This window comes from uncultured Ruminococcus sp., from assembly GCF_946415235.1.
GTDB lineage: Bacteria > Bacillota > Clostridia > Oscillospirales > Ruminococcaceae > Ruminococcus.
Genome location: NZ_CAMKRR010000001.1, coordinates 1 through 18,394, shown reverse-complemented (window position 1 = coordinate 18,394; position 18,394 = coordinate 1). Strand labels below are relative to the sequence as shown.

At 42.4% G+C, this 18,394-nt stretch carries 21 protein-coding genes and 1 pseudogene; 19 read left to right on the top strand and 3 right to left on the bottom strand.

The features are described 5' to 3' along the window. Positions 1-300 precede the first annotated feature (300 nt). The 17 genes and pseudogenes from Q0R37_RS00105 to Q0R37_RS00030 all read left to right on the top strand — a co-directional run bounded on the left by Q0R37_RS00105 (position 301) and on the right by Q0R37_RS00030 (position 13,958). Positions 301-1,734, top strand: a complete 1,434-nt coding sequence (locus Q0R37_RS00105; RefSeq protein ID WP_294749847.1) for a ThiF family adenylyltransferase — start codon at positions 301-303, stop codon at positions 1,732-1,734. Beyond that, positions 1,731-3,158: an AAA family ATPase gene (locus Q0R37_RS00100; protein WP_294749845.1), complete on the top strand. Its 1,428-nt coding sequence runs from the start codon at positions 1,731-1,733 to the stop codon at positions 3,156-3,158. Before Q0R37_RS00105 ends, Q0R37_RS00100 begins: the two co-directional genes overlap by 4 nt. A gap of 177 nt (positions 3,159-3,335) precedes the next feature. Further along, positions 3,336-3,908, top strand: a complete 573-nt coding sequence (locus Q0R37_RS00095; RefSeq protein ID WP_294749844.1) for an MT-A70 family methyltransferase — start codon at positions 3,336-3,338, stop codon at positions 3,906-3,908. A 215-nt stretch (positions 3,909-4,123) separates the two neighbouring features. Further along, positions 4,124-6,280, top strand: coding sequence for a type IV secretory system conjugative DNA transfer family protein (locus Q0R37_RS00090; RefSeq protein ID WP_294749842.1), 2,157 nt, complete (start codon positions 4,124-4,126; stop codon positions 6,278-6,280). Next, entirely contained in the window at positions 6,277-7,236 is a 960-nt protein-coding gene (locus Q0R37_RS00085) for a replication-relaxation family protein (RefSeq protein ID WP_294749841.1), read from the top strand. Before Q0R37_RS00090 ends, Q0R37_RS00085 begins: the two co-directional genes overlap by 4 nt. A 97-nt stretch (positions 7,237-7,333) precedes the next feature. Next, positions 7,334-7,555 (top strand): DUF5049 domain-containing protein, encoded by a 222-nt coding sequence (locus Q0R37_RS00080; protein WP_366517382.1) that lies wholly within the window; start codon positions 7,334-7,336, stop codon positions 7,553-7,555. Beyond that, a complete protein-coding gene (locus tag Q0R37_RS00075; protein ID WP_294749840.1) occupies positions 7,545-7,787 on the top strand; it encodes a hypothetical protein in 243 nt (80 codons plus the stop codon). Before Q0R37_RS00080 ends, Q0R37_RS00075 begins: the two co-directional genes overlap by 11 nt. A 57-nt stretch (positions 7,788-7,844) precedes the next feature. Further along, a pseudogene (locus Q0R37_RS15605) lies at positions 7,845-7,949 on the top strand (LuxR C-terminal-related transcriptional regulator); the annotation flags it as partial. Between the two features lie 75 nt (positions 7,950-8,024). Next, positions 8,025-8,207: a hypothetical protein gene (locus tag Q0R37_RS00070; RefSeq protein ID WP_294749838.1), complete on the top strand. Its 183-nt coding sequence runs from the start codon at positions 8,025-8,027 to the stop codon at positions 8,205-8,207. Next, on the top strand, positions 8,197-8,415 hold the full coding sequence (locus tag Q0R37_RS00065) for an SHOCT domain-containing protein (protein ID WP_294749837.1): 219 nt from the start codon (positions 8,197-8,199) through the stop codon (positions 8,413-8,415). Before Q0R37_RS00070 ends, Q0R37_RS00065 begins: the two co-directional genes overlap by 11 nt. A gap of 146 nt (positions 8,416-8,561) precedes the next feature. Next, the gene (locus Q0R37_RS00060; RefSeq protein ID WP_294749835.1) at positions 8,562-9,512 is read left to right on the top strand and encodes an amidoligase family protein; all 951 of its coding nucleotides are present in this window, start codon (positions 8,562-8,564) and stop codon (positions 9,510-9,512) included. A gap of 2 nt (positions 9,513-9,514) precedes the next feature. Next, positions 9,515-10,039, top strand: coding sequence for a hypothetical protein (locus tag Q0R37_RS00055; protein ID WP_366517381.1), 525 nt, complete (start codon positions 9,515-9,517; stop codon positions 10,037-10,039). Further along, on the top strand, positions 10,029-10,244 hold the full coding sequence (locus Q0R37_RS00050; RefSeq protein WP_366517380.1) for a hypothetical protein: 216 nt from the start codon (positions 10,029-10,031) through the stop codon (positions 10,242-10,244). The genes Q0R37_RS00055 and Q0R37_RS00050 overlap by 11 nt, the downstream gene beginning before the upstream one ends. 14 nt (positions 10,245-10,258) lie before the next feature. Next, positions 10,259-10,705, top strand: coding sequence for a gamma-glutamylcyclotransferase family protein (locus Q0R37_RS00045; RefSeq protein ID WP_294749834.1), 447 nt, complete (start codon positions 10,259-10,261; stop codon positions 10,703-10,705). A 68-nt stretch (positions 10,706-10,773) separates the two neighbouring features. After that, the gene (locus Q0R37_RS00040; RefSeq protein ID WP_294749832.1) at positions 10,774-11,007 is read left to right on the top strand and encodes a DUF4314 domain-containing protein; all 234 of its coding nucleotides are present in this window, start codon (positions 10,774-10,776) and stop codon (positions 11,005-11,007) included. Positions 11,008-11,061: 54 nt separating this feature from the next. After that, positions 11,062-12,363: a recombinase family protein gene (locus Q0R37_RS00035; protein WP_294749831.1), complete on the top strand. Its 1,302-nt coding sequence runs from the start codon at positions 11,062-11,064 to the stop codon at positions 12,361-12,363. 2 nt (positions 12,364-12,365) lie between these two features. Next, on the top strand, positions 12,366-13,958 hold the full coding sequence (locus Q0R37_RS00030) for a recombinase family protein (protein ID WP_294749830.1): 1,593 nt from the start codon (positions 12,366-12,368) through the stop codon (positions 13,956-13,958). 47 nt (positions 13,959-14,005) lie between these two features. Here Q0R37_RS00030 and Q0R37_RS00025 read toward each other — a convergent pair whose 3' ends face one another. Beyond that, entirely contained in the window at positions 14,006-14,770 is a 765-nt protein-coding gene (locus Q0R37_RS00025; protein ID WP_294749828.1) for a hypothetical protein, read from the bottom strand. A gap of 123 nt (positions 14,771-14,893) precedes the next feature. Here Q0R37_RS00025 and Q0R37_RS00020 point away from each other — a divergent pair, with 123 nt between their 5' ends. Both Q0R37_RS00020 and Q0R37_RS00015 read left to right on the top strand, forming a co-directional pair. Next, a complete protein-coding gene (locus tag Q0R37_RS00020; RefSeq protein ID WP_294749827.1) occupies positions 14,894-15,823 on the top strand; it encodes a restriction endonuclease in 930 nt (309 codons plus the stop codon). A 32-nt stretch (positions 15,824-15,855) separates the two neighbouring features. Then, positions 15,856-16,089, top strand: coding sequence for a hypothetical protein (locus Q0R37_RS00015; protein ID WP_294749826.1), 234 nt, complete (start codon positions 15,856-15,858; stop codon positions 16,087-16,089). A 185-nt stretch (positions 16,090-16,274) separates the two neighbouring features. Here Q0R37_RS00015 and Q0R37_RS00010 read toward each other — a convergent pair whose 3' ends face one another. Together Q0R37_RS00010 and mobC are read right to left on the bottom strand one after the other, a co-directional pair. After that, positions 16,275-17,465: a site-specific integrase gene (locus tag Q0R37_RS00010; protein WP_294749824.1), complete on the bottom strand. Its 1,191-nt coding sequence runs from the start codon at positions 17,463-17,465 to the stop codon at positions 16,275-16,277. Positions 17,466-17,608: 143 nt separating this feature from the next. Next, positions 17,609-17,938 carry a plasmid mobilization relaxosome protein MobC gene (gene mobC, locus Q0R37_RS00005; RefSeq protein WP_294749822.1) on the bottom strand — a complete coding sequence of 110 codons (330 nt, stop codon included), beginning with the start codon at positions 17,936-17,938 and terminating at the stop codon, positions 17,609-17,611. Positions 17,939-18,394 lie beyond the last annotated feature (456 nt).

Genomic DNA, 18,394 nt, shown 5'->3' with positions numbered 1-18,394 from the left:
TGACGGAAGAATGAGATATGAATTTCTATTCTGCTATTACCCAGATCTCCGAACATGGCGAATATATATTATTAATCATATTCGCTACGGTTTTCGTCTCAGAAGAAATTTTCATGCCACTCATCGTCTACATGATGCCGGTGAGGATTACGACTATATCTGTTGGGGCGGATTAATCAACACATTCGAACAAGCCAAAGCTGTAGCTTCGTTGTGGGCAGATACCACTTCGATAATGTTAAATACGGGACGGCCCTTCGACGAAGTTTGCAGAGAACTGCGAGACAAGGAGGGATTCTAATGTTTAACCGCAGAGCTAAGGCAAAAACCAAAATACGAATAAAAAAGGAAGTCTTCGAGAAGATGATTGCGACGCTCGGTTCCCAGATTCCAGAACAAGGCGGATACACAATATCTAATATCGAAGGCGACAAAGTAATCATCAACGACTTCATATACGACTTCAGCGCAAACACTTCAGCTGCTGCTTACTCACCCGATACAGCAATAATGAGCCCTAAAATCGGTAGAGCCATTGCAAGCGATAAGTATGTTACAGGAATCGTACACTCGCACCCGGATGGTTGCCCTTATTATTCGGACGCAGATGAGGAATATGCGAAAAGAATCATTGATGCATATTACATTCCGTTTTTCGATGTTGGCGTAGGACAAAGAAGAAAAGGCAACTCTCTCGATATGCGCTTTTTCAGAGTATATCCAAGAAAATCGCACAAGAAAACTGAAGAGGTCCTGTATGAAGTAGTAGAAGACTACGAGACGGAGCTTAAGCCTAAACTAAAGTCAGACCACGAACGCATTACTAGCCATAAATACGACAGAATCGAACAAGCTATCGATATGGACGTAATGAAGAATAAGACTATTGTTGCGTTAGGTTGCGGCGGAGCTCAGCTATATTACGTAGACATGGCTCGATGTGGCGTATCGAAATATGTAGTATTCGATCACGATTACTATCAGGACACCAATATCGCTAACCAGTACGCAGAGATATCCAATTTAGGTAAAGGTAAAGTCGAAGTAGCCAAGGAGAAGATCCTTGATGTCAATCCATCGGCAAGCGTTAAGGCTATTCAGCGTCGCCTTAATGATAGTATTTCCGACGAGGAGTTTGTTTCTTTGGTTGGCAAGGGTATATTGAAACACCCGGAGGACTACCTAATCGCTGCTTTTACTGATGATTTCTATGCTCAGGCAAGAGCCGCAGCACTTGCAGTAAAGTTCGGCACTCCCTTCATATCGGCACAGATGTATAAAAATGGCGATGCCGCCGAAGTATTCTTTTCGTACCCAGGCGTAACGGCAAGCTGTCATAGATGTGCTACAGAATCTCGATATCAGGCCTACAGACATGGCTTTAATAATAATGTAACCAGCTCATGCTCAACAATCTTCTCTACCGGTCGCGTAAACGCTATATGCGGACAGATAAGCTTAATGCTTCTCCAGTATGGCTGCGAAAGAGGCCGATACGGCAAGATACTTGAGCGCGTAGCAGATCGCAACTTCATTCAGATCAATATAACGCCATTCGATAACGTAATTAAGAACGACATTTTTGATGACGCTTTTGATAAGGAGTTTGCGTTCTGCGACAGTACAGTATGGATTCCGCAGGAGCCCAACAATAACTGCCCGTTATGCGGCGGCGAGGGCAACCTTCTGAAAAGCAAGGACAGAATCAAAGATACCAGGAGGGGTCTGATATGAAGATTACGGATTTTTCTATAGCGCCCAAGGAAGACTTTGACGACCTCAAGACGGCAGTCGACTCTGCTAGTCCAGGCGTTTATACTTTTGATGACTGTGAGTTACCGGAAGTATGCACACCCAATACAGCAACAATAAGCATTGGAACAGATGGTGATAGCTATATTATCTACTGCCATGAAGACATAAGATATCGCGGACATAACCCGTCACTCTATAAGCTATTCAAGTACAACCAGATCACAAGTAAGGATTGGGCTTCATTCGTGAGGCTCTGTCGAAAATTCAAGGAGGATTCTCCGGAGCCGGAAGGCTCTGGGGAATCTAACGAAGAATCAGAAGTCGCGGATTGGTCCAACATAACGATTCCGCCCGAACAGGCCATTGAGCAAACATTGTCCTTCGGCAGTCTACGCAAGGAAATGAAGAAGTCTATTATAGGCCAAGACGACGCCGTAGATACGGTCTGCTTCCAAACAGCCGCATTTACTAAGAAGAAAAGACCTAAGAAACCATTGTCGCTACTAGCATATGGTCCGCCCGGAATAGGTAAATCTGAAACTGCCAAGTGTTTAGCGAGCATATTATCGAAGCAAAGCGGCCATACATATGCAACGGTATGGACAGACCTGAATACTTTCACGGAAGCCCATACGGTATATAGACTGATTGGTTCTCCGCCCGGATATGTCGGCTACGAAGATAAGCCCGTATTCGAGGCCGTCCTCGATAATCCCTACACTGTATTTATTTTTGATGAGCTAGATAAGGCTCACCCACAAGTCCTAAAGACTTTCATGGCTATACTCGATGAAGGCAGATGCGCGTCACGCTCAAGACTTCCTGACGGAAGCCGCGAGTTCGACTTTAAGCACTGCATATTCTTCTTCACTAGCAACTATATATTATCCGGCGATAATCAGGATACCCCAAAGAACCCCATCGGTTTCTCAATTTCTAATGACGTAGAGGATATTTCCTTTGATGACGGAGCTGTTAAGGTTGCTTATATGAAAGAAGAAGCGCCGGTCGATATAGAAGAAAGTATTACTCAGCGCATCTATAAACAAACCGAACAAGCTCGCCGCGAGTTTATTAAATATGGCACCCTCGCAGAAATTGCCAGTAGATTTCATGGTTTTGTTGAGTATAAGCCCCTGAGCAACGAGGCTAAGGCAAAAATACTTGCAAAGCAAATAATTGAAACTGGATTCGAATATGGCGTCCGTATCGGCTATATATCAAAGGGCGTAATGCAAGGCATCATAGATGAAGTATCTTCAGAGAACAGCCTCACCGTAAGATCGTTCAAGGCAGTAATTGAAGGTCGGCTTATTGAAGCCTTTGCAAACATCGATGCTAGCGACGACGATATATATAAAATTGAAGGTTCTATCGAAGAGCCAACACTGATAAAAATGTAAAATCAATATCTTTGCGGCAGAAAAACAACACCGTTTTTCGATAGCCATTAAACAGCGGCCTATATCTGTTAACCCCTGTTGTATCGCTCAAAATTCCGCAATAAAAAGTCCTTTATGTCAAGCAAAAAGTGTGGTTTACTCTGCCGCAAAGCAACTTAAACGAAAGGAAGATGGATATTGAATAAAGAAAAGCCCAAATACTCAACCATCATGGCAGATCCGCCGTGGAACATAAATCAGCAAGGCAAACGCGGCGCTGCCAGTCATTACGACCTAATGACACTTGATGACATTAAAAATATGCCGGTAGCTGACTTCTGCACAGAAGACGCACATTTATGGCTCTGGGTTACCAATGGCCTCCTCAAGGAAGGTATCGAGGTAATGGAAGCATGGGGATTTACATATAGGTCGCCGTTCTTCTGGATCAAGCCTCGTCTTGGACTCGGAAACTACCTAAGAAATGCAAGCGAAACCGTATTATTCGGCACTCGCGGCAAAGCACCTATAAAATTCAAGGCTCAGCCAAACTGGCTGTTCGCACCGTTACAAGATCACTCTCATAAACCCGAGGAACAGTATGCCATTATTGAGCGCTGTTCGCCTGGCCCATATCTTGAACTGTTCGCAAGACGTCATCAAGCCGGATGGGACGCCTGGGGTAATCAAATTGATTCCGATATCGAGATCCCAGGCTATCCTGTTCCAAAGTATAGCGAAAAGGCTGGTGTTGACAATGAGGAGGTTTGATATGCATGGACAAGCAGCCGAAGAGTTTAATAACGAGATTCCTGGAAATTGCGATAATATTCGCGATAGCGTCGTATCTCATAAGATTAGGCGTTTGCTACATTGTACAGGTTTGGCCTGTGCTCGTCATAATTGCTACGCTTATACTGACAGGTATCTTAATTTACCGAATTTGGAAGAAGCACAACGAAACCAAATGGTAGGAGGCGAAGTAGATGGCGAAGCATAGCATAGACAACATTGAATGGCGAGAAGTAGCATGGCAAAGGCCGTTCAATGAAGATAATGTTTACGAAATGCTCACTCATCTTGCGACTATCGAAGGTCGCGGCCCCATCATATGGGAATCTCGCAGCCACAAAGGATACGTTAAAAATATCATTGGCGCTGACAGAAAATATATGAATAAAATCGCCGAGGCAATCAAGATTCACGGGGATATAGCAATATATCCCCTCCCGGCGCATACACGCGTTCCAATGCGAGTAGCTCGCAAAGTGAGCATAACCAAACCATCTCTGGCGCTAAACACAAATGTTATGACGTCTACTGTTCGCGCAGGACTAGCAGCGCTTGCTAATGTACGAGGCGAAGATAGCGCCGTACTCCAAATCGTGCTCGGAGGTTCTTATGCTCCGACGATCGTACCTAAGACTTTTCCCGATCCTCACGCTTCTTGGCTTCAGACTATTTTCGGTAGCACCGAGCAAATAACCAATGAAGCCAGAAAGTCAATCAAGGAGAAATCTGAACAACATTGCTTTCAGGCATTGATTCGCATTGGCGCAAGCGGCGAATATGCCAGAGGCAACATTAACGGCGTATTGAGCGCCTTAAGAACTCTAGAGTCTGCCGGCGTAAGAATCTATACCGACAGCGAAAAGAATCAAAACCTTAACATGGCTCATGTTCCGTGGCATTTTCCATTACGGCTATCAGTTAAAGAAGTCGCAAGTTTTCTCATGCTGCCAGTCGGAGACGAAGAACTGCCGGGAACAAATGGGCTTCATCCGAAAACTACATTACCGCCGTCATGGTATCGCGAGCCTACAAATCGCATGAATGATAGAACATTCGCTATGAGCAAAGACGGCATTAATAGTAAGAAACTAAGCATATCACCAAAAGACGGACTCGAGCACACGATTCTGCTCGGACCGACAGGCTCCGGTAAATCTACAGCAATGCAAAATCTGATCCTTTCAGATATTTATGCCGGACGAAGCGTATTAGTTATTGATCCGAAAGCAGATCTTGTTAATAGCATTCTGGAACGCATACCCGAGAGCAGATATAACGACGTAGTGGTTATTGATCCGTCGGATCCGTGTCCGGTTGGCTTCAATCCATTATCGCTGCCGGGTAATCCTGTTCTTATTGCAGACGCAATACTTGCAGTATTTAAGGAGATATTTGCGGAAAACTGGGGTATTCGTAGTCAAGACGTACTGAGCGCAGCTCTATTGACGCTGGCGGAGGTAAAAGAATCCTCGCTGCTCTGGCTGCCGCAGCTACTCACAGACGAAAACTTCAGGCATAGCCTTACGGATAAGATAAAAGATCAGATTGCTTTAAAGCCATTCTGGAACTCCTACGACAATATGCGCGATAGTGAGCGCAAGCAAGAAATAGCACCCGTACTTAACAAGATCAGGCAATTCCTATATCGTCCGGGCTTAAGAGCTATTCTCGGACAGAGTGAACCTAAGTTTCAGCTCACCGATTTATTCTACAAACGAAAAATAGTCCTAGTACCGCTCAACAAGGGCACAGTCGGCGCAGAAAGCGCCAAACTACTCGGTTCCCTTATAGTTGGCCTAACCTGGACACTAACCCTTTCTCGCGCGAATATACCGGCTGAGAAGCGGCATATCATTTCGCTATATATTGACGAGCTTCAAGATTACTTAAGTCTACCGACAGATCTAGCAGATGCATTAGCTCAAGCTCGTGGACTTGGCGTAAGTATTACGATGGCGCATCAGTATAGAGCGCAGCTTCCACCTGAGCTTAAAGCCGGTATCGATGCGAACGCAAGAAACAAAATCATATTCGGACTGAATTCATCAGACGCAAAAGAAGTTGCAGCTATGGCCCCTAATCTTGAAGCGCTGGATTTCATGACGCTGCCAAGATATGAAGTATATGCAAATGTCATGTCTGATGGTAAGAGTACTGGATGGATTCATGGTAAAACTTTACCGCCTCCGGCAAGCCTCAAAAATCCGGCTGAGCTGAGAGCGTTAAGTCAGACCACCTACGGTCGACCTATTGAAGAGGTTGAGGAAGAATTCCTCGAATTGCTCAGGCGCAGCGATGAGACTCCTGCCCCAGAGGCCACTCAAGCACCAATAGGACGCCGTAAAATATGATGAAGCTTCGACCGAATATTCGAGACCAATCAAATATTCCCACAATGGCCGCAAAAACGGCAAATTCAGACAACAACGGAAGCGACTACTACCGTATTCCAACGGTAATTAAAACAAGTGAGGCGAGGCATATGACCATCAGGCTCAGTCAATCAAGACTGGAGATGCTCAGGGACTCACTTACCTCAAAAGACAAGGATATACTTGCAAGCCTATCAAGCTGCCGGTATCTAATGACCAATCAGATTCAGCGACTTCATTTCTATAAATCCGCGTCTCAGAAGGCTGCTATGTCTGCAACTACCAGAGCTATGAAGAAGCTCAGATTAAACGGCTTAGTATCTTCGTTTGAACGTAGGATTGGTGGAGTTCGAGCAGGATCCGCATCATACGTCTGGCACCTTACCGAGGGTGGAATGAGATTCGTGAATATGAACGTTCCGGGAGACACTTCCAGGAAACGCTTCGTGGAACCATCATATTCTTTTATGAGACACACACTATCAGTAGCGGAGTGCTATACGAGGATAGTTGAGCTCTGCAGAAATACCGACAAGCTATTTCTAAAAGAAGTTGAATTTGAGCCTGAGTGCTGGCGTCAGTATATGTACGCTGGCAAGCGAATATCCCTGAACCCGGATCTGTTCATAGTTACTCATTCCGATGGATTCGAAGACAGATGGTTTATTGAGGTGGATTTAAGCACGGAATCTCCGGCAACTATCATATTCAAATGCGAGCGCTACCATAGCTACTATAATACTTCGCTCGAACAGCGTAATAATGCAGTATTCCCTATAACGCTATGGATAGTGCCGGACATTAGCCGGAAAGATAAGCTTGAAGAAAAGATAAAAAGTGAGTTTTCAAACAAACCCAAACTATTTCGCGTAATAACAATGGACGAGCTCGGCGATATTATCATCAACGGCTGCGATCCAAGTACGCTTTATTAAGTAAAATCCCGAAGACTTGGCGCATACAAGCCATAGCATTCCGCAGGCGCGGGTAAGGTTTTTGCGCCCAATACAAACTTTAATCCGAAAGGATCTTATGAATAAAAAGAAAGCTGATAGTACAAAGCCTATCACAGATAAAATCAAAGAACAAATCATCGCTATCCGCGATTCGGGTGAAACTAACATGTTTGATACCCGTACCGTTCAGGAAATTGCTAACCGCGAGGAGTATTACGAACTCGTGATGCTGATTGAGGAAGACAGACTTGCATATCTAAACTTCATCCTAAACGGCGACAATAATAATGACAAATGAAGAAATCTTCATTCTTGAGCTATATGACGAATATAACTCTACATTAGAAATGTTACGTGAAGATTGCGAAAATGCGAGACGCGTCTTAGCAGTACTTGATGAATATGGAGAAGATGTTAGCGAATTGCTTGCACCTGTCATGGTCGAAACAAATGACTTACTTAGGTTCTGTAATCGAATGAGATGCTTTATGAATATAAAGCCTAGCAATAGTGCGGAAAGGCCTGATTGAGCCTAGGCGATGTTATGGGCTTGTATGCCCCAAGTCTTCGGGTAGAAAGGAAAAAGCATGACAAATGAAATGGAGCTCCTAATTACTAAAGGAGCAACGGATAGAGAAATAGCCGATATACTCGGCATCTCAATAAATACTGTCAAATCTCGACGTCGCCGTCGCAAACAAAAATATTCCGACGGCAAGAATTACTGCTTGTACTGCGGTAAAGAATTTCAAAGGAATAACAGGGGTATGAAAAGAGGTTTTTGTTCCTATCACTGCCGCGTCAGCTACTGGAACAAGCAGAAAATGGAGCAGGAGTATGAATTAATCTGCGAAAACTGCGGCAAGACATTCATTAGCAAAGGCAACCCAAATAAAAGATATTGCAGTAGGAAATGCTACTGCCAGAAGGTAAAGAAATATGAAGAATAAAGAGTACGATCACGAACTTGGATATGTTATCGAAAAGGCACTCGCCAAGCAGCTTCTCGCTATGGAGCTGATTACTCCGGAACAATATGCCGAGGTCAAAAAAATGCTGATCGAGGAATATAAACCACTAATCGGCTCCTTGTGCGAAGCTGATAATTCGGCAACGCACGATAACAATCCAACGGAAAGCCCACGAAAGGAGGAATAGGGGCTTTCAAATAGGTATCGGACAAGATCCGAAGCACATTAAAATCAATAGTCACACGACGTGCGTAGCGAGAAATCTGCGCACGTCGCAGGTCTCTTTTTCGGGTATAAACGCACGATCAAGGTTCTCGAATGGAGGCGAGAGAAATGTTGTCAAACAAGTTTGGCGTAGAAATCGAGTTCACTGGTATAACCAGGAACAGAGCTGCGACAGTAGTCGCAAAGGTCGTCAACGGCACGACGGAACGCGTGAGTGACGGCTACGATTCTTATGTAATCAAAGCCGCTGATGGACGTAAATGGAAAATCATGAATGACTCAAGCATCGAATGTATGCATACGGTAAATGGGCATAGAACTTCCGCTTCGTCTTTACACGCCGTTGAGCTTGTGACACCAATACTTACTTATCGTGAAGATATTGATACTTTGCAGAATATGGTAAGGCTTCTCAGAAAAGCTGGCGGTTTTACTAATGGCACTTGCGGCATACATATCCATCTTGATGGCGAGCCGCACACTCCACGCAGTATCGTAAACTTTATCAATTTAGTTGCAAGCCGTAACGATTTATTCTATAAGGCTCTGCAAATAAAGCCCGCTAGAGCGAGATACTGCAAGAAAATGGACGAGTATCTGGTTGAACAGATCAACCAAAAGAAGCCTAAAACTATGACAGAAATTGAAGATATCTGGTACTCCAGGTATTCCGAGAGCAGATGGCACCACTATCACGATAGTAGATATCATTTCCTCAATCTTCATAGTTTCTTCAACGGTAACCATACAGTTGAACTTAGGGGCTTCAACAGCGATCTTCATGCCGGAAAGGTCCGCGCATACATAGTATTTGCTCTCGCTCTCGACCATCAGGCTCTCTCTCAAAAGAGCGCCAGATACAAGAAGGTTCAGGAGGAAAACGAAAAGTTTGCTATGCGCGTATATCTCAACAGGATTGGCTTTATAGGCGAAGAATTCAAAAGCTGCCGCGCTCATCTCTATGAGCATCTCAGCGGCAATGCCGCCTGGAGATATGGCTCAAAAGATAACTGCAGGAGCCACCGACCACCTAAAAACGAAAACAACGAGGAGGGGTAAATATGCCTAATCATGTAACGAATATACTGACTTTCGTCGGAGATAAAGACGAAATAGAGGCTATGCATGAAGCTGTTAAGAACAAGAAATACGGCTTAGGAACTATAGACTTTAACAAGATAATTCCTATGCCGCGCAATATCTTTCGCGGCAATCTCGGGGTTAAGGAACGCCGTAAATTTGGCAAAAACAATTGGTATGACTGGAGCGTCGACAACTGGGGAACTAAATGGAACGCCTATGGATATGACGGTACGGAATACGGTTCGTATATGCCGGGCACTATGAGTTTTCTTACGGCTTGGGCCGCTCCGCATCCCGTTATTCGAAAACTGTCCACTCTGTATCCCGAACTTGAGATAACGCACGAGTGGGCCAATGAAGACTATGGTTCAGATTGCGGAAGAATAGTATATCGTGGCGGCGAACAGTACGAAGAATATTATCCTGAATATGTTGAAGACATATTGGATTTCGTTAGTAATATTTTTGGCGTTGAAAAGGAGGAATTGCGTAATGACTACTAAGCCGAATTGTCCGTTAATTGGTGCGGACGGTAATATCTTTAATCTCGTAGGCATCGCCTCGAGAACACTCAAAAAGCACGGACTAAATGCGCAGGCTAAGGAAATGAGGAATAGAGTATTCTCATCTAGTAGCTATGAAGAAGCGCTTTGTATTATTAGCGAATATGTAAATATCGTGTCCGTTGATGACGAAGATGACGAATAATCGGAGGTACTGATATGAAAAACGAGAAGCTTTATGTTGCCTATGGTTCAAACATGAATGTTACGCAGATGAGGCATCGTTGCAGAACAGCAGTTGCCGTTGCGGTTGGCGAGATAAAAGATTATCGCCTACGCTTTTATGGCAGATATGGCTCCGCCGTCGCAACTATAGAAAAAGCTAATGGAGGCAGCGTTCCGGTACTGGTATGGAAAATACGCCCCAAAGACGAGAAATCACTCGATATTTACGAGGGGTACCCGCATCTTTATCGCAAGGAAACAATCGAAATAAATATAAACGGCGAGCTGTATAGTGGCATGGCCTATATCATGAACGATAATCCTGCTTTCTCATACAATCATCCGTCACCTTATTATGCGCGTGTAATTGCCGAAGGATATAAAGATTGCGGACTTGATGTTCAGAGGCTTTATGATGCTATTTCTAGTAACCAAAAATAATACAAAGAAGACTTGCTTTCTCCTCTGAAAAGAGTGATAGATATGATGATCAAAAGGAGGTGAAACCTATGCGAGATAGAAATATCAGCGAAAGCGCGCTCAAGCGTCTGAAAGAAACTTATCCAGCAGGAACTAGAGTTGAACTTGTATATATGGACGATCCGTATACAAAGCTGACTCCTGGACTCAAAGGAACAGTAAAAATTATCGATGACATGGGCACAATCTTTGTTGCTTGGGATAACGGCTCTGGACTCGGTGTGGCTTACGGCGTGGATAGTATTCGTAAAGTCAACGAATAAGTACATTAGTGGCGGTCTCTAAGGAGGCCGCCACACTACAAGGAGGGATATGATATGTCAAAGATAAAAGTTATAGAATCTAGAATTATACCAACGATAGCGAAAAAGAAAGTTGCAGCATATACGCGTGTCTCTACCGGTAAGGATTCTATGATTCATTCCTTGTCGGCGCAGATAAGCTACTACAACGAGTATATATCTATGCATCCCAACTGGGAGCTTGTCGAGATATATGCAGACGAAGGTATTTCGGGAACAAAAGAAGAGCGTCCTGATTTCCAGCGAATGCTGCAGGATAGCCGTGACGGAAAAATAGACATGATACTCACAAAGTCTATAACCCGTTTCGCGCGTAACACTGTGACGCTCCTGAATGCCATTAGGGAGTTAAGGCTCCTAAACATAGACGTTTATTTTGAAAAAGAAAATATCCATACTTTAAGCTCTGAGGGCGAGTTTATGATTACGCTCCTAGCTTCGTATGCGCAGGAAGAAGCGCGATCTGCGAGCGAAAATCAGCTATGGCGCATTAGGAGAATGTTCGAAAATGGACAACCCAACACTTGCCATCATTACGGATACAGGCTTAAAAATGGAAAATTTGAGATTTTTCCGGCAGAAGCAGAGGTCGTAAAGCGCATATTTGAAATGTACTTATCCGGACTTGGCGTAACTAAGATTGCTAAAATCCTGCGCGACGAAGGCGTTCCGACTCGCTTTGATAAGAAATGGCAACCGGCTGTAATATATGAAATGCTCAAGAATAAGGCCTATACTGGATACTTGCTGCTCCAAAAGACCTATCATAAGGACTATATTTCTAAGAAATCCGTAATGAACAACGGAGAAAAGCCTATGTATGAGGTTATCGATGCCCATGAGGCGATTATTGATGAAAAGACATTCGAAGAGGTTCAGGCGGAAATAGGTCGACGCAGCTGCACTCATAAGAAACATATGGCACCTCATGATAATTACGAATTCTCTGGGATTCTGTATTGTGGTGTCTGTGGCGAAAAGCTGCGCAGACGAAAGAATAGCGGCAAATATATCTGGATATGCAAGACGTATAACGACTTTGGCAGGGGGTATTGCGATTCAAAGCAGATTCGAGAGGATATGCTTACATCTTTGGTAGCCGAACAGCTGAAAGATGAGTCTCTTGTAACTATGAAAGAACGGCTTGAAAAGATAGTTGTAAATAATAATCAAACCATAGAGTTACGTTATAAAGACGGACGCAAAGATATTATCCCCTGGCGTTATCGATCTAGGAGCTGCTCGTGGACTGAAGAAATGCGCGAGGCAGCTAGGCAGAAAGCCATAGAAAATAGGCAAAAGAAAAAGGAGGTCTAAGTATGGCTACCGTTAGAAAGATTGAAGCGAAACCGTCATTGCTACTATCGGAAAAGGACGGTACTGTGCGTAAAAGACGTGTTGCTGCATATGCCCGTGTCTCCACTGAGCAGGAAGAGCAACAGTCTAGCTACGAGACACAGGTCAATTTCTATACTAATTACATTCAGAGCAACCCAGAATGGGAATTTGCTGGTATATATGCGGATGAAGGCATTTCTGGCACTAATACTAAACATCGTGAAGGCTTTAAGCGCATGGTTGATGATGCTCTTGCCGGTAAGATCGATCTCATACTAACTAAGTCTATCTCTCGCTTTGCCCGTAATACCGTAGATTCACTCGTAACTATTAGGAAATTGAAGGAAAAAGGTGTCGAGGTATATTTTGAGAAAGAGAACATTTATTCTATGGACTCTAAAGGCGAGCTCATGCTTACGATAATGTCATCAATAGCACAGGAGGAAAGCCGTTCCATTAGCGAGAATGTAACCTGGGGCAAGCGTAAAAGTATGGCAGACGGTAAGGTATACATGGCTTATAGAGGCTTTCTTGGATATGAACGCGGCGAAGACGGTAAACCTAGAATCAACGAAGAAGAGGCTATAATTGTTCGAAGAATATATTCCATGTTCCTAAAGGGAATGGGATATCGCGAAATAGCCAACACTCTTGATAGAGAAGGTATTCCTACGCCAATGAACGGTAAGTGCTGGCGCGTAAGGACAATACTAAGTATTCTATCGAATGAAAAATATAAAGGCGATGCACTACTTCAGAAGACATATGCAGTCGACTGGCTTAATAAAAAGCGCGGAAAGAATACCGGACAATTACCACAGTATTATATAGAAGGCTCACACCCAGCGATTATAAGTCCTGCCGTATTTGATTTAGTGCAGAATGAAATCGCTAAACGGAAAGATCAGCACAAAAGGAATACCGGGCCATTCTCGAACAAAATCATCTGCGGGGACTGTGGCGCTTATTATGGTCGCAAAGTTTGGCATTCAAAAACGAAATATAAAAGCCATATATGGTTTTGTAATTCAAAGTATAAAGGCCAACATATATGCAAAACTCCAAATATTCGCGATGAACAGCTAAAGGTTGCTTTTATAGAAGTATTCAATTGCTTAATAGAAGACAAAGAAGCATATATAAGTAAGGCGCAAAAGCGTATTAATAGCTTAATCGATACATCGGTTTTGGAGAAAAAGCTAGAATTCAAAGAAGCCGAATACGACGAAGCATATAAAGCTCTCAAGGATTTGGTTGATTCAAATGCTAGCAGACTACAAAACCAAGATGATTATACCCAAAGGTTTAATGAAGCCGAGCTACGCTTTCAAGCCATCGAAAAGGAAATCTCAGAACTCAATACCGAAATAGCCGCAATAAAAGCGCAACAAGAAAAAATAGCTATTTATCTCGACGCGTTAAAAGCAGACGATAGAATAATTGAAGAGTTCAACGAAGATCTTTGGTATGCTTTTGTAGACAAAATAACCATTTACGCCGATAACCAGCTAAGTTTTCAATTCAAGGATGGCTCAGATATGAGTATTTCTATTGATGAAAAAACTGACAAATAATCGACTATTGATGCCATAATAAGGCTCCGTTTCTTTGCGGAGCCTTTTTACTTAATGAACTTTTCGCTTATTAAATCATCAATACTTGAGGTATCAATCTCGTTCAATGCCTTAAGTGTCGCCGTCGCAAAAGAAGTCCTTAATGCACTTTCAAGATTATGATATTTATTAAGATCTTTTGCGTTTAATCCTAAAAATGAAACAGCTATTTTTATTTCGTATTTGGACTTTTCATTTGATTCGCCTAATGAGTTTAATTCAGATACATACAGTAAACATCGGTTAAAACTCTTAGTAGCATATTCATTACATTCACCTAAAAATACTTTATTTGATAAAAATGAAATTGCCTTTTTTCTATTAATTCCGCAGCGCTTCACCGTAGAATTCTTTACTAGTAAAAGCCCAAATATAAACCCGTAGATTCGAGCCGAATATTTATAACGATACTTGCTATTTTTATGTTCATATACCTTTACACCAAAATTATTAAAATATCGTTTCAAGGCTGAAGGCATTCCCATAATGCTATCGCCATAAATCTCAACTAGGGAAGAATAAAAACAATCAACAAAAGTAGTATAAGCTTTAATAATATGAAAAAGAGGCGTATTACACCTACTATCAGTCATAGCAAAAAACAGACGAGCATCTTCTCTAATTATTAAGCATACTTTGTCGAGCCCTTTACTATATCGAATGGCTCGTTGTTTATGATTAAAATCCGCACGAGAAGAAATAGCCTTCTTTATAGGCTTATAGATGAGCACAGGAATAAAAAGTGCCCAGAATACAATCCATTTAGTATCCATAACTAAAAACTAGCATATTGGGATACATTTTCAAGCATGAGCTAAAATAGTAAAACCTTAATTCTTTTCTGTCATGATAGAATTATATAAAGTGCTAGCGTAATTGAGAGGTAAATATTATCCATGGATCAGCTATCAGAAGAAAGAATTAGGGCATTGAGGAACGAGCAAAGCTTTTTTATTCCTATTATTAAAATCTTGCAGGAAAACGGCGGAGAACTAGAAGGCGTTTCGCAAATAGATAAATTAATACCGTCATATACGGACTTCACCGAAAACGAAATTAACTTCACGAAAATAACAGAAAAAGGCAACAAGTATACTCCGTACTGGTTTGGGCGCAATTTTGCACTTAAAAACCTTTCCCTTGCTGGAATCTTAACTTATGGGCGCAATATGCCCATTAAGCTAACTACAGACGGACTTAACATAGACGCTAACGCCATAAATTTCGAGCAGGATATCTACGCCAAGTCACGACCTTATTGGGAAAAGAAGGCCGAAGAGAGGAAAAACAGAAAAGCAGACGAAAGCACGATTGAAGATCTTGGAGAACAAGACGTTAGCGACCTCGAAAAAGAAGTTGGCCAGGGGTGGCGCAATGATATCCTCGAAGCTATTCTAAATCTCAATCCATATAGGTTCGAGCAATTCTCGCGAGGCTTATTAAAAAGAATGGGGTTCGACATAGATCTCGTGAAAGGCATAAACAAATCAGGAGACGGAGGAATAGACGGTTTCGCTTATTGTCTAGATGAGCAAAGTCTAAAAACTACTCGCGTTGCGATTCAATGCAAAAAATACAGAGATAATCCAGTCGGCTCTGCAGATATAAACAACTTACGCGGCGCAGTAGATACTCATAGAGCAGACTATGGAATCTTCATAACGACGTCGTATTACTCTAAAGACGCGATCGAAAGTTCTCGTGCGGGTGGAACGCCGGTTACGCTAATTGATGGCAATAAACTCATTGATCTAATGATAAAGTACAACTTCAAGGTTAAAGAAGTAGTTTCATATATTGCCGATACAGACTATTTCGAAGCTTGATTCCAAAAGAGTACCAAATAATGAAATCTCATATGGAAAGTATCGTAAAACTTGAAAACGACCGAATTGTCGGCCTTAGTAGCGATTATCGTGTCATGGAATATATTGATGGCAAATGGGTTAAACCAACTGCTCCAGTTTATGGAGCGGACTTTTACGAGGGAAAACCAGTAAAAGAAGAGGAACTACAAACTATTCAACTCAAGAATACAAAGTCGTCAGAAGATAGTATTGATCAAGACCAAGACATTATGCGTGTAAAATGAGTATAATGAGTTAAACGAGTACAGCGACTAAATTGTCTCATTTTTGAGTACCTCTTACAGTTTTAAGCTGTGGGAATGGCTATATATAGCCATTCCCGTGATTTCACATTTTGCTCTTATGCAATTTGTTCTTTGTTTGTTCTTTACTAAATAATCGAACAATATACCGTTTCAGAGCCAATAGGTCAAGCACCTTGTGGCTCTGTTTTTTTGTCCGAAAAATCCAGTGATGCAGTGATAGCTTCGGTGATCTTCGCCCTTGCTTCATCAAGCATATGACAGTAGATATTGCTCGTTGTTGAAACTACTGAATGTCCTAACGCTCCTGATACCGTAACAATATCCACTCCCTGATTGACAAGGAGCGAAGCGAAGGTGTGCCTGAATGAATGGATCCCGTGGAACGGTATATCATTCCGGTCACAGAATCTCTTGAACCACGAATACGGTATTCCGTTATACATAGGTTCGCCGTTCCATTTTACAAACAGCCTGTCGTTGTCGATCCACTTATCACCGAACTTCAACGCCTGCATATCCTGCTCTTCTTTGTAAAGTTTCAGAAGTTCAATGATCTGTTCGGGAAATTTCAGCGTTCTCTGTGAGCGCTTTGTTTTTGTCGTATCGGTGTATGTTCCGATGGGTTTAAGATAGTTGCTTGTGCGTCTTATACTGATGATGTTGTTCTCGAAATCCACATCTTTCCACTCCAGACCAAGCATTTCGCCGCGGCGGAAGCCACTGTATATCATCAGTGTGAAAAATACTCTGAACTGAAGCGGCTCTTTTTCAAGCAATACCAGTATTCTTTGTATGTCCTCTGATGTGTATATCTGCTTTTCAGTGTATTGTATCTTTGGCAGGATCACTTTCTCGCACGGATTTTCGCTGACTACTCCCATTCTTTCACCATACGTAAAAACTTCCGATATAAAGCTGTGATAGTGTCTGATCGTTTTAGGTGAGAGCGGCTCTCCGTTAAGCATATTGGCGCCTTTCTCGGAAAGCGAATTGATAAACGCCTGAATATGTCGCGGCGTTATCTTATCCATGCGGAGATGACCTATTGCAGAATACACTCTCGGACACAAACGGCGCATTCTCTCTTCCGTAGTTTTTCTGAGATTTATCCTTGCATAGTTTTTAAACCACTCTTCTCCCATCACTTCAAACTTTACTGCCGAACTCTGATACCCCTGATTGCAGGCTTCTTCAAATAATACAGCCTGCCTGTTGACCTCCTTTTCTATTTGTTTAGCTGACATTCCTGGTTCAGGTTTCCAAGTAATAGTCTGAACCATCTGCTTGCCTTTGCAATTATAGCCGCAGCTTACCTTGATAAGATAACTGCCGCCTCGTTTTGTGATACTGGCCATAATAATTACCTCCTCGATAATATTACAGCGTACCTTTCCACGCTGATTATACCACTTTTACACTTTAAAGTCAATACTTGCAGTTGGTGAATTACATGGAAAGGACAACTGCCAGTTTTTGTCGATCAACAATGTCTGCTTGCTCAGAGAAGTTTTGAAAGTATCTTTTTCAATAACTTCCATATATTCTCCTGAGTCTGTTCTATCTGCTGCATATCCTCTGCATAAATGTTATCGGTAGCATTGATACGTTTTGCTATCTGATTAATGTTTCTTGATACGCCGGAAATGGAACTTGCGATATCATTGAAAACGGAATAGTCCACTTTTATGATACGACCTTCAAGAGCCATTTTTCTCATATACAGCGATTGATTGGTCATATTCATTTTGCTCATTTTCAGCCTGATAGCTGCAAGTTCATCGTCATCAACATAGAAATTAATCATGTGTTTCCTTACACGGTTTGCCATATCTTCCCTCCTTGAAAAATATCATAAACATCATCGAAAAGGGTCTGGGAATCTCCCAGTAATGTCTGCTGCCTTTGATGAGATTTTTCTTGTAAAATCGAAAGTGTAATGACACAGGCGTTGCTTGCTCTCCTTCAAAAGAGCAAGTACAGTTTCTTCAGAAACCGCCGAAGTGTCTTTACAAAGGCTATGCTTGCTCCCTTCCAAAATGCACTTCAGTGCCTGATAACTTTTTCGGAAATTTTGATTTTTCCCTTTCCGAAAAAACTGAAATGGATTTCAAAATCGGTGTGTTTGCTGTGTATGCTGTGTAAAAGGCTATATATCGCGGAGCTTTTTACACACCTGCTGTTCCGTTGCTGTGTAAGCGCTGTGTATTGCTGTGTATTGCTGTGTAAAATAACCAACGCAGAATCGGCAAATACACACCTTACACAGCAAACACAGCATTTTTCA

Coding starts and splice junctions, on each gene's coding strand:
- Q0R37_RS00015 (WP_294749826.1), top strand. CDS start 15,856: ATGGAAAGTATCGTAAAACTTGAAAACGACCGAATTGTCGGCCTTAGT.
- Q0R37_RS00055 (WP_366517381.1), top strand. CDS start 9,515: ATGCCTAATCATGTAACGAATATACTGACTTTCGTCGGAGATAAAGAC.
- Q0R37_RS00025 (WP_294749828.1), bottom strand. CDS start 14,770: ATGGATACTAAATGGATTGTATTCTGGGCACTTTTTATTCCTGTGCTC.
- Q0R37_RS00085 (WP_294749841.1), top strand. CDS start 6,277: ATGATGAAGCTTCGACCGAATATTCGAGACCAATCAAATATTCCCACA.
- mobC (WP_294749822.1), bottom strand. CDS start 17,938: ATGGCAAACCGTGTAAGGAAACACATGATTAATTTCTATGTTGATGAC.
- Q0R37_RS00035 (WP_294749831.1), top strand. CDS start 11,062: ATGTCAAAGATAAAAGTTATAGAATCTAGAATTATACCAACGATAGCG.
- Q0R37_RS00010 (WP_294749824.1), bottom strand. CDS start 17,465: ATGGCCAGTATCACAAAACGAGGCGGCAGTTATCTTATCAAGGTAAGC.
- Q0R37_RS00020 (WP_294749827.1), top strand. CDS start 14,894: ATGGATCAGCTATCAGAAGAAAGAATTAGGGCATTGAGGAACGAGCAA.
- Q0R37_RS00045 (WP_294749834.1), top strand. CDS start 10,259: ATGAAAAACGAGAAGCTTTATGTTGCCTATGGTTCAAACATGAATGTT.
- Q0R37_RS00100 (WP_294749845.1), top strand. CDS start 1,731: ATGAAGATTACGGATTTTTCTATAGCGCCCAAGGAAGACTTTGACGAC.
- Q0R37_RS00070 (WP_294749838.1), top strand. CDS start 8,025: ATGAAAAGAGGTTTTTGTTCCTATCACTGCCGCGTCAGCTACTGGAAC.
- Q0R37_RS00090 (WP_294749842.1), top strand. CDS start 4,124: ATGGCGAAGCATAGCATAGACAACATTGAATGGCGAGAAGTAGCATGG.
- Q0R37_RS00105 (WP_294749847.1), top strand. CDS start 301: ATGTTTAACCGCAGAGCTAAGGCAAAAACCAAAATACGAATAAAAAAG.
- Q0R37_RS00060 (WP_294749835.1), top strand. CDS start 8,562: ATGTTGTCAAACAAGTTTGGCGTAGAAATCGAGTTCACTGGTATAACC.
- Q0R37_RS00075 (WP_294749840.1), top strand. CDS start 7,545: ATGACAAATGAAGAAATCTTCATTCTTGAGCTATATGACGAATATAAC.
- Q0R37_RS00065 (WP_294749837.1), top strand. CDS start 8,197: ATGAAGAATAAAGAGTACGATCACGAACTTGGATATGTTATCGAAAAG.
- Q0R37_RS00040 (WP_294749832.1), top strand. CDS start 10,774: ATGCGAGATAGAAATATCAGCGAAAGCGCGCTCAAGCGTCTGAAAGAA.
- Q0R37_RS00050 (WP_366517380.1), top strand. CDS start 10,029: ATGACTACTAAGCCGAATTGTCCGTTAATTGGTGCGGACGGTAATATC.
- Q0R37_RS00030 (WP_294749830.1), top strand. CDS start 12,366: ATGGCTACCGTTAGAAAGATTGAAGCGAAACCGTCATTGCTACTATCG.
- Q0R37_RS00080 (WP_366517382.1), top strand. CDS start 7,334: ATGAATAAAAAGAAAGCTGATAGTACAAAGCCTATCACAGATAAAATC.